This is a genomic window from Brenneria populi, assembly GCF_036016195.1.
In the GTDB taxonomy this organism is placed as follows: domain Bacteria; phylum Pseudomonadota; class Gammaproteobacteria; order Enterobacterales; family Enterobacteriaceae; genus Brenneria; species Brenneria populi.
Genome location: NZ_JAYWTM010000020.1, coordinates 84,661 through 98,140, shown reverse-complemented (window position 1 = coordinate 98,140; position 13,480 = coordinate 84,661). Strand labels below are relative to the sequence as shown.

The following is a 13,480-nucleotide window of genomic DNA, read 5'->3' as shown; positions in this document are numbered from 1 at the left end:
ATAGAAGTGTATGCACATCCCGATTGTGTTATATATCCAGGCATGCTATCAATTTAAATCATGTTTTTTAGGGACGGTCCCGATTATTAATCATCAGCCATCAATGAGGAAATAGCGTGCCGGTGAGTCAGAAAACAGTGCGCAGCGCCGATAGCGTGGAAAAAGTGTATGAAGTGGTGAAAACTCTGGCGATAGATTATCACTTTAGGCCCGGCGAGCGTATTAACGAGGTCGAACTGGCCAACCGGCTGGGGGTATCTCGCACGCCGGTGCGCGAGGCGCTGAACCGTCTGGCTCAGGATGGCTTTATGAGCTTCGTGCCCAACCGCGGTTTTTATTCCCGGGATATTACGCCGGAAGGCGTACGCGAGCTGTATGAGATGCGGGCGGTGATTGAACAAGCGGCGTTCCGCTTTGCCTGCCGGCGCGCCAGCGATGAAGAGATTAACCAGACGGCGGAAATCTGGGAGCAGAGCTGCCGCGATTTGCCCGATCCCGCCACCATTACGGACTGGACCAAAGTCGCCGAAGACGATGAAGCCTTCCATATGTCGATCGCCCGTATCGCCCGCAATGGACGGCTGTACGACACCCTTGATAGCCTGAATTCGCTAATCCGTTTTTTCCGCCGCATCGATTTGGAAACGCCCAGCCGGCGCAATAATGCCTATGACGAACACGTCGGCATTATCGACGCGTTGCGCCGGCGCGATGTGGAAAAAGGCATTCCGCTGATGGAAAAACACGTTTCGCTGAGCGCGGAACATGCGATTGCGGTGACGAAAGAGGGGCTGGCGCGTATCTATTTCGGCAAAATGACGTAAACCCGATATTTGTGCCGTCCGCACACAACGCGGCGCGGAAGAGCGTTCAGCCGCCGAATGCGGGTCACTTAAGCCGATTTTTAGGGGAAACACCGGGGGGAGGTTCCCGTAGGGACGCCTCCCCCCGGTGGTCGCCCCGTGTATCTCGATGCTTAAACGATCGGCATTCGTTCCGCCGCCCTGTTTTTTTATTTATACCAAGCTGGTTCCAGCAGCAGTTGAACGCTAAGTATTTGGAGAGAAGATCATGAGTCAGATTCATTTTATCGGGGCAGGACAGATGGCGGAAGCCATTATTCGGGCGGCGCTGAACAACGGCAAGCTGTCGCGCGACGCGATTACGCTGGATGATATCGACGCGGAGAGAATCGCCGCGCTGGAAGCGCGTTACCAACTGACCTCCGGCCTGCGCGGCGAGGCGGCGCTGGCGGCGGCCGATTATATTGTGATGGGGGTGCGCCCGCAGGACGATATCGCGTCGGTGTCCGCCCGTATCCGCCGGCATGCGTCGCCGCAGGCGACGGTGATTTCCATTATCGCCGGGGTGACGATCGCCACCCTGACCGAACAACTGGGCGACGCGCGCCCCATTGCCCGCGTGATCCCGAACACCCTGACCGATACCGGCTATGGCTACAGCGGCGCGGTGCTGAACGCCTACGTCGAGGAAGCGCCGCTGCGGGCGTTTTTGGAAAGCTTCGGCAAAGTGATGCTGGTGGAAGAGCGGCTGCTGGATATCTTCACCGGCTACGGCGTGGCCGGCCCGAACTACGTGTACTACTTCCTTGAGTCGTTGATTGACGCCGGCGTGCTGGCCGGGATGCCCCGTCCGCAGGCGACCCAGATCGCCTATGAAAACCTGGTGGGCGCGGTGGCGATGCTCAATATCAGCGGCAAGCATCCGCGTCAGCTGATGGATATCAACAACTCTCCGGCCGGGGTGGGGATGAACGGGCTATATGCGTTGAACGACAGCGATTTTGCCGCCGGGCTGCAGCGCAGCGTGCTGGCGGCGGTAAGGCGCACCACCGAGCTGGCGGGTAAATAAACATTTTGGTCTGGCTGTGACGCCGCGTTTTCGCATGGCGCGGCGTGATCGGCGATCGCCCTCTTCCGTATTTCCCGCCGTCTGCTTCGCTCTATCAAGTCTAGGTTGCAACGTTCGTCTGGCGGTAAAATTAAGCAGTCTGCGTATCCTCAATACGCTTGCGGCGAAAGGTCCGGACGTGTTCGCAGCATGGTCTATGCTAATTCGCAGGAAATAATCAGACTCGGAAATAATGGCTACCTTGCCGACTGATATCGGCGGCGTCATAAGAGTTTAGGGCCGGTAGGCATATGCCTATACTCGTCATACTTCGAGTCGCAGGAAAGCCAACGAACAGGCAACTTGAATTATTTGGCGTATATATTTTGAACACTACGGGAGATCGCGTGCGTTATATTTTTTTACTCTTGGGCGTCATTTGCGCTTTTGACGCGTATTCATCATCCGATATAAGAGAAAAGCCGGTCAAAGGCGGTGATTTTTATGTCGGCGACGTTTTTGGCGATCGGGACTATCGCGCGCACACTAATGTAACGTTAACGTCTTTTTACATTATGCAGACGGAAGTGACCTACGCGTTTTATCAGAAAATATATCAATGGGCCGTATTGAATGGTTATGATTTTAATAACGGTTGCAACGGCGCGACCTATGAAGATTGTCTGCCGCCGGAAAAAGATGGCGGTAAACATCCGGTAACCAATATAGAGTGGCTGGATGCGGTTATTTTCGCCAATGCGCTAAGCGAATCATTACATCTGACGCCGGTCTATCGGACGGAGAAAAATGAACCCCTGCGTATTAATGCTAAAAATATAACGATTCATGTCAATGAGCAGGCCAATGGATACCGTTTGCCGACGTTGAGCGAATGGCACGTCGCCGCCAGAGGGGGAACGCCGGCGCTTGATTCGGGACATTATGGCGATCGCTACTCCGGCGGCAATAATGAAAAAAAGGTTGCCTGGTACCCGGATTTCAATCGCCATGATTTTGGTACGCAAAGGGTTGGACAATTATCGCCGAATGCTTTGGGGCTCTATGATATGAGCGGCAATGTTTCCGAATGGGTTTATGACAGCGACGAGATCGATAACATTAAAATGTATTACTTTTGCGGCGGAAGTTATCTTTCTCGCGCTACAACGTTAGCCAGCTGCGACAGCCACAGTTCAGGCTTTATCATGCCCGATATCGGGTTTAGGCTGGTTCGGAGCGGGTCGATTGAAAAATAATAGCATCCCGATCGTCTTATTGACGATGTTCTCTTTGGGCGTCTGCGCCGGAGAACAAACGCACGTTTTGCTCCGCGATGGGGTAAACCGCATTGATTTAAACGGGGACGGGACGGATGACCTGCTATTACGCGCGGTGTTTGATAATAACACCTCCCATCCTGTTAATACCCTGACTATTTTCATCAAGGACAGGGAGGGAAATTATAATATCGTTCCTATTCCTGATGGCGAAGGGTTCACCTGGGGCGATTTCTCGCTATCGGCGTCGGTGATAAAAATCATAGACTATCGGTTATATAAAGAGAACGGCCGCTATTATATGGTGAGCGCCAACAAGGTTATGGATAAGCGAACCGGGGAAGATGTATCGGATGCGCTGCCGGTAAAATTAGTTCGCTATGAGCTTAAGGCCAACACTGACGATCCCGGCGTCTCCGCCTATTTTTGGGATTATATCCATGCTTATGTTACCGCCCGGAAATATAGCAGCGTAGATGATGCTTTTGCCGAATTGAATTTTGCAGGTCGGAAATGAAATTTTTTATTTTTTTAGCGATGCTCGTTCCCTTTTGCGGTTATGCGCAATCGACGCCGGTGGATAAATATATAAAAAAAATCCAGACGGCTCTGGATAGGCAACCGGCCCTCTGCCTGGGAGAGCGCCGCTGGCCGGTTGCCATCGACAGGAGCGGCGTAAGCGCCAGCTGGATTAATGGAAAAATGGAGTCATTGGTGGACGCCGGGCTGATAAAATCCCGTTTTTCAGGCGATAAAAAGGTATGGGAACCCACGCCGGCCGGGCTAAAGGAGTTGAAAAAACATGGCGATTTTTGCTACGGCCGAATTATGGTTAAAGAGATAGAGAGCATAACGCCGGAGAGTAACGGCGCCGGCGTCATTATATTTAACTACTCTATCGCCTCTTTGCCGGCGTGGGCGAAAAATAGATCGGTCCGCGTCGCCTATACGGATTTGGATAATCTTGTTACGGGCGTTAATTCAACGCGATATCAGGTAAAGTATCGGCGTATCGGCCCAGAGGCGATAAAAATAGTTGGTGAACCTGAGCAACTGGATCTCCTTTATTAGCGCCGATTAAGATACTGTTCCGATAGGGTTCTTGGCGTATCGCGCCTCATTGATTGGGAATCCTGAACAATCTTAACGAAACGATTACGGTTAGCGCATGGAAGTTATTGGCGAAGTTGACGATAATAGCTCTCAACTAGCTCCCTTTCCCGCATGTGAAAGAGATATTCGCCTTTAACTACGATTAAGATTTTCATGACTAAACCATCACGCTCCCGACTGTTGAAGCTTCTGCTGCTCATCGTTTTAGTATTGATTATTGGCGGCGTCGTTTGGCGCCTGTGGCCGAGCGGACAAAACAAGATGGGAAGGCCCGGCGGGCCTGGCGGGCCGGGAATGATGATGGGGGGCGGCAACACGTTGGTTCATGCCGGAACCGCCGCCCAGGCCGATGTGCCGGTCTATCTCAACGCGTTGGGCACGGTCACGCCGAACGCCACGGTTACGGTGACCAGCCGCGTCGACGGCCAGCTCATGAAGATCTCTTTCACCGAGGGGCAGAAGGTCGAGGCCGGCCAACTGCTGGCGCAGATCGATCCGCGCAGCTACCAGGCGACGCTGGCGCAGTATCAGGCCGAACTGAGCGAGAACCAGGCGCTGCTGAAAAGCGCGCAGCTAACGCTGCAGCGGTATAAAAAACTCTTTGCCCAGGATTCGCTCTCGCGTCAGGATCTGGATACGCAGATCGCCACCGTCGGGCAGTACAGCGGCGCGATCAAAGCCGATGAGGCGCAGATCGCCGCCGCCAAGTTGAATATCGAATATGCGCGCATCACCGCGCCGATTAGCGGGCGCGTGGGCCTGCGGCTGGTGGATGCGGGCAATATGGTGACCAGCAGCGACACCACCGGCATCGTCACCATCACCCAGACTCAGCCCGCGGCCGTGACCTTTAGCGTGCCGCAAAGCAATATACCGGTGCTGCTGAAAGCGCTGCATAACGGACAGAGCATGCCGGTGACCGCTTTTGATCAGGACGACAAAACGCAGCTTGCCGAAGGCAAAGCGCAATTCATCAGCAACAGCATAGACACCGGCACCGGCACCGTGCAGTTAAAAGCCCTGTTCGATAATCGCGATGAGGCGCTGTATGCCAACCAGTTCGTCAACGTGCGGCTGCAAATCGGCCTGCTGTCGCAGGCGACGGTGATCCCTTCCCAGGCGTTGCAGCTCAGCAGCGACGGCAGTTTTGTCTTTGTGATCAATCAAGACGGCACCGTGACGCGCAAAGTCGTGCAAACCGGGCCGAGTTTCGGCGAGGATCTGCGGGCGATTATTTCCGGCGTGGCGCCGGGGGATCGGGTGGTGACGGAGGGCGTCGAACGCCTGGCCAACGGCAGTAAGGTCAGCGTGGTGACGTCCGCACAAGAGCAGACCGGCGCGGCCAGTGGGAGCGCCAGGGCGCAATGAATCCGTCGCGAATCTTTATTGAACGTCCGGTCGCCACCATCTTGCTGATGGTCGGCGTGCTGATTTCCGGGATTTTCGCCTATCGCTCGCTGTCAACCTCCGCGCTGCCGCAGGTTGATTACCCCACGATACAGGTCACCACGCTCTATCCGGGCGCCAGCCCGGATGTGATGGCGTCATCGGTGACCGGGCCGCTGGAGCGCCAGCTCGGCCAGATGGCCGGGCTGAGCCAGATGACCTCCAACAGCAGCAGCGGTTCATCGCTGATTACCCTGAAGTTTTCGCTCGATCTGTCGCTGGACGTCGCGGAGCAGGAAGTGCAGGCGGCGATCAATGCCGCCGACAGCCTGCTGCCCTCCGATTTGCCCAATCCGCCGACCTATAAAAAGGTCAACCCGGCGGATAGCGCGGTCATCACCCTGGCCGCCAGTTCGGATACCCTGCCGCTGATCAAGGTGCAGGACCTGGTGAACACGCGCATCGCGCTCAAGCTGTCGCAGATTTCTGGCGTGGGGATGGTTACGCTGGCGGGGGGGCATCAGCCGGCGATCCGCGTGCAGGCGGATCCCAAAGCGCTGGCGGCGCGGGGATTGACGCTGGAGGATGTCAATACGCTGATCGGCAACAGCAACGTTAACGGTTCGAAGGGCGGCTTCGACGGCAAATATCATTCGGTCACCATTGACGCCAACGACCAACTGCGCACCGCCGAGGAGTACGGCAATCTGATTCTCGCCTATCAGAACGGCGCCGCGCTGCGCCTGCGCGACGTCGCCCATATCGAAGAAGCCGCGGAAAACAGCTATCAGTCGGCGTGGGCCAACCGCAGCCCGGCGATTGTCATCAGCGTGCAGCGCCAGCCCGGCGCCAACGTCATCTCGGTGGTGGATAGCATCAAGGCCCAGCTGCCGACGCTGCAGGCGGCGCTGCCGGATGGCGTGAAAATGGAGATACTGTCCGATCGCACGCAAACCATTCGCGCCTCCATCAGCGACGTACAGTTCGAACTGATGCTGTCGATCGCGCTGGTCATCATGGTCACCTTCCTGTTCCTGCGCAATATCGCCGCCACGCTGATCCCAAGCGTCGCCGTTCCCCTATCGCTGGTGGGCACTTTCGGCGTGATGTACCTGTCCGGCTTCAGCCTCAACAACCTGTCGCTGATGGCGCTGACCATCGCCACCGGCTTCGTCATCGACGACGCCATCGTGGTGGTGGAGAATATTTCCCGCCGGCTGGAAGAGGGGGAAACGCCGATGCAGGCGGCGCTGAAAGGCTCGCAGCAGATCGGCTTTACCATTATTTCGCTGACCTTCTCGCTGATTGCGGTGCTGATCCCGCTGCTGTTTATGGGGGACGTGGTCGGGCGGCTGTTCCGCGAGTTCGCCATCACGCTGGCGGTGGCGATACTGGTGTCGATGCTGGTGTCGTTAACCTTAACGCCGATGCTGTGCGCCTATTTGCTGCGTCATATTCCGCCGGAAAAACAGTCGCGCTTTGCGCGCAAGGGCGGTGAATTTTTCGACGGGCTGGTGCGCGGCTACGATCGCCTGCTGACGGTGGTGCTTAACCATCAGAAGCTGACGCTGCTGGCGGCGCTGGGCACTTTCGTGCTGACCGCGCTGCTGTATCTGATTATCCCCAAAGGCTTCTTCCCCACGCAGGATACCGGGCTGATTCAGGGGATTAGCGTGGCGTCGCAGGACGTTTCCTTTGGCGAAATGGCCAAGCGGCAGCAGGCGCTGGCGGATGTGATTCTACAGAATCCGGCGGTTGAGAGCGTCTCTTCCACCATCGGCATCGACGGCAACAACACCAGCCTGAACAGCGGGCGGCTGCAAATCAATCTTAAATCGTTCGACGAGCGCGATGAGCGCGCCGACGCGGTGATCGCCGAGCTGAAACAGGCGGCGCGCGGCGTGCCGGGCATCGCGCTCTATCTGCAGTCGGCGCAGGATCTGACGGTGAACGATCAGGTGACGCCGAGCCAGTATCAGTTCACGCTGGATGACGCCGACGGCGAAAACCTGGTGAAGTGGTCGCCGCAACTGGTCGCGGCGCTGGCGCAACGTGCGGAATTCAGCGACGTGGTCAGCAACCTGCAGGATCAGGGGCAGGTTGCCTATGTCGAACTGAACCGTGATAAAGCGGCGCGCTACGGCATTACCGCGTCCGATGTGGATACCGCGTTATACAACGCCTTCGGGCAGCGCCTGGTTTCGACCATCTTCACCCAGTCGAACCAGTATCGCGTGGTGCTGGAGGTGGCGCCGGCCTATCAGCAGTCTCCGGCGTCGTTCGATGATGTCTGGCTGACCGGCACGGCGTCGTCCGACGGCGGCAGTTCGTCATCTTCGTCCTCAACGTCTTCTACTACTACTTCAACGTCCTCCACGTCATCGTCGACCAGTTCGACGGCCAATATGGTGAAACTGACCTCGATCGCCACCATCCATCAGCGCCCCGGCTCGCTGATGCATATGCGGCTGAACCAGTTTCCGGCGGTGACGGTGTCGTTCAACCTGAACGACGGCTATTCGCTGGAAGAGGCGCAGCAGGCGATCGCCGACATCGGTCAACGGCTCTCGTTGCCCTCCAGCATCACGCTGCGTTACCAGGGGGAGGCCTCGGCGTTTCAGAGCGCCAACAGCAACACGCTGTGGCTGATTCTGGCGGCGCTGATCACCATGTATGTGGTGCTGGGCATTCTGTACGAAAGCTTTATCCATCCGATCACCATCCTGTCGACGCTGCCTTCGGCGGCGGTGGGGGCGCTGCTGATCCTGCTGCTGGCGGACAGCGAATTCAGCCTGATTGCGTTGATCGGGGTGATTTTGCTGATCGGCATCGTCAAGAAGAACGCCATCATGATGATCGACTTCGCGCTTGAGGCGGAGAACCATCAGCGCCTCAGCCCGCGCGAGGCGATCCATCAGGCCTGCCTGCTGCGTTTCCGGCCGATCCTGATGACCACTATGGCGGCGCTGCTCGGCGCGCTGCCGCTGATGCTGGCTTCCGGCTCGGGGGCTGAGCTGCGCCAGCCTCTGGGGCTGGCGATCGTCGGCGGCCTGATCGTCAGCCAGGTCCTGACGTTGTTCTCCACGCCGGTGATTTATCTGTGGTTCGACGGCCTGGCGCAGCGCGGCAAACGCTATATGCGTAACGCGCGGCAGTCTCAGGGCGGGGAGTGAGTATGGTACGGTTGTTTATCTTCCGTCCGGTCGCCACGCTGTTGCTGACGCTGTCGATCCTGCTGCTCGGCATGCTGGGCTATCGCCTGCTGCCGGTGGCGCCGCTGCCGCAGGTGGACTTCCCCACCATCATGGTGACCGGCTCGCTGGCCGGCGCCAGCCCGGAGACCATGGCCGCCACGGTGGCGACGCCGCTGGAGCGGGCGCTGGGGCAGATCGCCGGCATTACCGAAATGACCTCCAGCAGTTCGTCCGGCAGCACCAATATCATTTTGCAGTTTGAGCTGAACCGCGACATCAACGGCGCGGCGCGCGACGTACAGGCGGCGATCAACGCCGCCCGCAGCCTGCTGCCCAGCAGCATGACGACGCTGCCCACCTATCGTAAGGCCAATCCGTCCGACGCGCCGATCGTGATGCTGGCGCTCACCTCGGCGACGCGCCCCCTCGGCGAACTTTACGATCTGGCGGACAGCAAGATCGATCAGAAGATCGCTCAGGTGCGGGGAGTCGGCGAGGTATCGCTGATGGGCAGCGCGCTGCCGGCGGTGCGCATCGATCTGCAGCCGCAGATGCTGACCCACTTCGGCGTGTCGCTGGATACGGTGCGCGCCGCCGTCGCCGACAGCACCACCAACCTGCCGAAAGGCATCCTGAACGGCGGCAGCCAGTCGTGGGTGGTGGACGGCAACGGCCAGCTGGGTAAGGCGGCGCAGTACCGCAATCTGGTGGTCAGCTACCAGAACGGCCGGGCGATCCGTCTGCGCGACGTGGCGACGGTGTACGATGCGATCGAAGACAAATACAAAGCCGGCTACTACAACCAGCAGCCGGCGGTGATGATCGGCGTAACGAGGCAGGCGGGCGCCAACATGCTGCAAACCATCGATGCGATCAAGGCGCTGCTGCCGGATCTGCAGGAGGTGCTGCCGGCGGATACGCAGCTGAAGCTGGTGGTGGATCGATCCTCCACGGTGCGCGCCTCGCTGTATGATACCGAAGAGACGCTGCTGATCGCGGTGCTGCTGGTGATCGGCGTGGTGTTCGTGTTCCTGCGCAACGCGCAGGCGGTGATTATCCCGGCGCTGGCGCTGCCGGTATCGCTGATCGGCACCTGCGCGGTGATGTATCTGCTGGATTACAGTCTGGATAATCTGTCGCTGATGGCGCTGATTATCGCCACCGGTTTCGTGGTGGATGACGCCATCGTGGTGCTGGAAAACATCACCCGCTATATCGAAGCGGGGCTCAGCCCGGTGCGGGCGGCGCTGAAAGGGGCGCGCGAAGTCAGCTCCACCGTGCTGTCCATGACCTTGTCGCTAGTGGCGGTGTTTATCCCGATTCTGCTGATGGGCAGCGTGGTGGGCCGCCTGTTCCGCGAATTCGCGGTGACGCTGACGGTGTCGCTGCTGATCTCGATGCTGGTGTCGCTGACCCTGACGCCGATGCTCTGTTCGCGCCTGCTGAAACGCAAACCGGCGGTGACGAAACGGCCGCATCCGCTCTACCGGTGGATTGAAAATCAGCTCAACGCCCTGCTGGCGGCGTACTCCCGCGGGCTGGGGTGGGTGATGAAGCACCAGCGTTTGACGCTGTTTAGCCTGCTGCTCACCGTGGCGCTCAACGTTTTCCTCTACGCCGTGGTGCAGAAGGGCTTTTTCCCCACCCAGGACACCGGGCTGCTGATGGGCATGGTGCGCGCCGATCAGAACATCTCGTTCCAGGCGATGAAGCCCAAGATGGAGCAGGCCGCCAAACTGATCGCCGCGGATCCGGACGTGGACGGGGTGATGGCGTCGATGGGCAGCGGCGCGTTCGGCTCGCGCAACAGCGCCAACTTCTTCGTGCATTTGAAAGACTTTAGCCAGCGCAGCGCCACGGCGAGCGAAATCGCCAACCGGCTGAGCGCCAAAGCGCAACATCTGGCCGGCATGCAGCTGTTCTTGATGGCGGCGCAGGATTTGCGCGTCGGCGGCCGCAGCGCCAACGCCAGTTACCAGTACACCCTGCAGGCGGACGATCTCGACACCCTGCGCGCCTGGACGCCGAAGGTGCAGGCGGCGCTGGCGAAGATCCCGCAACTGACCAGCGTGGATTCCGATGCGCAGACCGGCGGGCAGGAGGTGATGATCAACATCGATCGCGATAAGGCCACGCGGCTGGGGGTGGACGTCGATATGCTTGATGCTTTGCTGAACAACGCCTTCAGCCAGCGTAAGATCGCCACTCTGTACCATACGCTCAACCAGTACCACGTGGTGATGTCGCTGGACGATAGCTTTACCCAAGATCCGGATACGCTGAAGGATCTGCTGGTGGTTAACGATAACGGCGATCGGGTGCCGCTCTCCGCCTTCGTCACCTTCAGCAGCGACACCGCGCCGCTGTCGGTGGCGCATCAGGGGCAGTCCGCCGCCAGCACCATCGCCTTCAACCTGCAGGACGGCGTGTCGCTGGAGCAGGCGCAGGCGCTGATTAAAAACGCCATGGCGCAGATCGGCCTGCCGAGCGACGTGCAGGCCGGATTCAGCGGCACCGCCCGCGAATTCGGCGAACTGACCGCCAGCATGCCGTGGCTGATTTTGGCGGCGCTGGCGGCGGTCTATATCGTGCTGGGCATGCTGTATGAAAGCTATATCCACCCGTTGACCATTCTTTCAACGTTGCCGTCGGCCGGCGTGGGCGCCTTGCTGTTGCTGCTGTTGACCAACACCCAGCTTACGGTGATCGCGCTGATCGGCATCTTGCTGCTGATCGGTATCGTGAAGAAGAACGCCATTATGATGATCGACTTCGCGCTGATGGCCGAGCGCCAGCAGGGGATGTCGCCGCAGCAGGCGATCGTTCAGGCCTGCCTGATGCGTTTTCGCCCGATTATGATGACCACCCTGGCGGCGTTCTTCGGCGCGCTGCCTCTGGCGCTGGGCAGCGGCGGCGACGCCGATCTGCGCAGCCCGCTGGGGCTGGCGATCGCCGGCGGTCTGGCGCTTAGCCAGTTGCTTACGCTGTTCACCACGCCGGTGGTGTACCTCTATCTCGATCGCGCCAGCCGCGCCACTCGTCGTCAGTGGCAGCGCTTGCGCCATGCTGAATAACGTTTATGAAACTGAAAAATATTGCCTTTACCCCTAATGCCGGCCACGTAAGCCTATTTTTAGGAGAAACACGGGGTGAGGTTCCCGCAGGGACGCCTCGCCCCGTGGTCGCTCCGTGTATCTCGATCCTTAAGCGTTCGGCATTGGCCTTGACTCCGCTTTTTCTCGCCCTGACGCTCAGCGGCTGCGCCGTGGGGCCAGATTATCAGCGCCCGGCCGCCGTCAGCGTGCCGTTGCAGTATAAGGAAGCCAAAGGCTGGCAGCAGGCCGAACCGCAGGATCAGGTCAATAAGGGCGAGTGGTGGTCGGTGTATCGCGATGCCACGCTATCGTCGCTGCTCCGTCAGGTGAGTATTTCCAATCAGAACGTGGCGCAGTATGAGGCGCAGTACCGTCAGGCCAAGGCGCTGGCGGCGCAGTCGCGTTCCGAGCTGTTCCCCACCATCAGCGGCAGCGGATCGGGCACCCGCAGCGGCAGCAAGGCCAGCGGCAGCTCCGGCCAGCGCTCCGTCAGCAACAGTTTCTCGGCGCAGGCCAGCGCCAGCTGGGAGCTGGATCTGTGGGGCAAGCTCAGGCGCACGCTGGAAGAGAACCAGGCCAGCGCCCAGGCCAGCCAGGCTGAGCTGGCGAACATCACGCTGAGCGCCCAGTCGGAGCTGGCGCAGGATTACTTCCAACTGCGCATTATGGATCGGCAAATCGCCTTGTATCAGCAGAGCGTGCAGGCCTATGAACGCTATTTGCAGGTGATCGACAACAAATATCAGGCCGGCGCCGAATCGCGCAGCACGCTGGCGCAGGCGCAGCTACAGCTGGAGAGCGCCAGAGCCTCGGCGCTGGATTATGTCTGGCAGCGGGCGCAGCTGGAACACGCGATTGCGCTGCTGATCGGCAAAACGCCGGCGGAATTCAGCTTGGCCGCCGCGCCGCTGAGCGCCACCCTGCCGGCGATCCCGCATGCGCTGCCATCGGAACTGTTGCAGCGCCGGCCGGATATCGCCTATGCCGAACGCAACGTGGCGGCGGCGAATGCGGCGGTGGGGGTGGCGATCGCCGGCTACTACCCGGATCTGACGCTGAGCGCCAGCGGCGGCTTCAGCAGTTCGGTGCTGCATAACCTGGTCTCGCTGCCGAACCGCGTCTGGTCGCTCGGCCCGGAGCTGAGCGGCACGCTGCTGGATTTCGGCGCGACGTCGGCGAAAGTGGAACAGGCGCGCGCCGCCTATGACGCCAGCGTCGCCAGCTACCGCCAAGCGGTACTGCAGGGCTTTACCGAGGTGGAAAACTATCTGGTGCAGTTGAATACCCTGCAGGATGAGCTGGCCGCGCAGCAGCGCGCCGCGACCGCGGCGCAGGATTCCGCACGCGTTACGCGCAACCAGTATGAGGCCGGTATGATTGATTACCTGGACGTCGCCACCACCGAAAACGCCAGCCTGAGCCAGCAGCAAAGCCTGCTGTCGCTGCAAAGCACGCAGTGGGTGGCCAGCGTCGAGCTGATTGCCGCGCTGGGCGGCGGCTGGGACGCGGCGACGCTGACGCGGTAGCGGGGCGGGCGGCTTCGTCTGAATCACCCGCTTTGCGA

9 protein-coding genes are annotated in these 13,480 nt (G+C 59.4%); all 9 read left to right on the top strand.

Features of this window, described 5'->3' with window-relative positions; translation table 11 throughout:
• Nucleotides 1–122 precede the first annotated feature (122 nt).
• The 9 genes from VSX58_RS17005 to VSX58_RS16965 all read left to right on the top strand — a co-directional run bounded on the left by VSX58_RS17005 (nt 123) and on the right by VSX58_RS16965 (nt 13,442).
• Nucleotides 123–824 (top strand): GntR family transcriptional regulator, encoded by a 702-nt coding sequence (locus VSX58_RS17005; RefSeq protein WP_407654886.1) that lies wholly within the window; start codon nt 123–125, stop codon nt 822–824.
• Between the two features lie 247 nt (nt 825–1,071).
• Entirely contained in the window at nt 1,072–1,872 is an 801-nt protein-coding gene (locus tag VSX58_RS17000; RefSeq protein ID WP_327619127.1) for a pyrroline-5-carboxylate reductase family protein, read from the top strand.
• 386 nt (nt 1,873–2,258) lie between these two features.
• Nucleotides 2,259–3,107 carry an SUMF1/EgtB/PvdO family nonheme iron enzyme gene (locus tag VSX58_RS16995; protein ID WP_327619126.1) on the top strand — a complete coding sequence of 283 codons (849 nt, stop codon included), beginning with the start codon at nt 2,259–2,261 and terminating at the stop codon, nt 3,105–3,107.
• The gene (locus tag VSX58_RS16990) at nt 3,097–3,645 is read left to right on the top strand and encodes a carbapenem self-resistance protein CarG family protein (RefSeq protein WP_327619125.1); all 549 of its coding nucleotides are present in this window, start codon (nt 3,097–3,099) and stop codon (nt 3,643–3,645) included. The genes VSX58_RS16995 and VSX58_RS16990 overlap by 11 nt, the downstream gene beginning before the upstream one ends.
• A complete protein-coding gene (locus VSX58_RS16985; protein WP_327619124.1) occupies nt 3,642–4,199 on the top strand; it encodes a CpmK protein in 558 nt (185 codons plus the stop codon). The genes VSX58_RS16990 and VSX58_RS16985 overlap by 4 nt, the downstream gene beginning before the upstream one ends.
• Nucleotides 4,200–4,394: 195 nt before the next feature.
• Nucleotides 4,395–5,609: an MdtA/MuxA family multidrug efflux RND transporter periplasmic adaptor subunit gene (locus tag VSX58_RS16980; protein WP_327619123.1), complete on the top strand. Its 1,215-nt coding sequence runs from the start codon at nt 4,395–4,397 to the stop codon at nt 5,607–5,609.
• On the top strand, nt 5,606–8,800 hold the full coding sequence (locus tag VSX58_RS16975; protein WP_327619122.1) for an efflux RND transporter permease subunit: 3,195 nt from the start codon (nt 5,606–5,608) through the stop codon (nt 8,798–8,800). Before VSX58_RS16980 ends, VSX58_RS16975 begins: the two co-directional genes overlap by 4 nt.
• Nucleotides 8,797–11,895: a multidrug efflux RND transporter permease subunit gene (locus VSX58_RS16970; RefSeq protein ID WP_327619121.1), complete on the top strand. Its 3,099-nt coding sequence runs from the start codon at nt 8,797–8,799 to the stop codon at nt 11,893–11,895. Before VSX58_RS16975 ends, VSX58_RS16970 begins: the two co-directional genes overlap by 4 nt.
• 104 nt (nt 11,896–11,999) lie before the next feature.
• The gene (locus tag VSX58_RS16965) at nt 12,000–13,442 is read left to right on the top strand and encodes an efflux transporter outer membrane subunit (RefSeq protein WP_407654885.1); all 1,443 of its coding nucleotides are present in this window, start codon (nt 12,000–12,002) and stop codon (nt 13,440–13,442) included.
• Nucleotides 13,443–13,480: the final 38 nt, after the last annotated feature.

What these genes read in the sequence shown, in the direction of transcription:
- VSX58_RS17000 (WP_327619127.1), top strand. Translation starts at nt 1,072, where the DNA reads ATGAGTCAGATTCATTTTATCGGGGCAGGACAGATGGCGGAAGCCATT.
- VSX58_RS16985 (WP_327619124.1), top strand. Translation starts at nt 3,642, where the DNA reads ATGAAATTTTTTATTTTTTTAGCGATGCTCGTTCCCTTTTGCGGTTAT.
- VSX58_RS16980 (WP_327619123.1), top strand. Translation starts at nt 4,395, where the DNA reads ATGACTAAACCATCACGCTCCCGACTGTTGAAGCTTCTGCTGCTCATC.
- VSX58_RS16975 (WP_327619122.1), top strand. Translation starts at nt 5,606, where the DNA reads ATGAATCCGTCGCGAATCTTTATTGAACGTCCGGTCGCCACCATCTTG.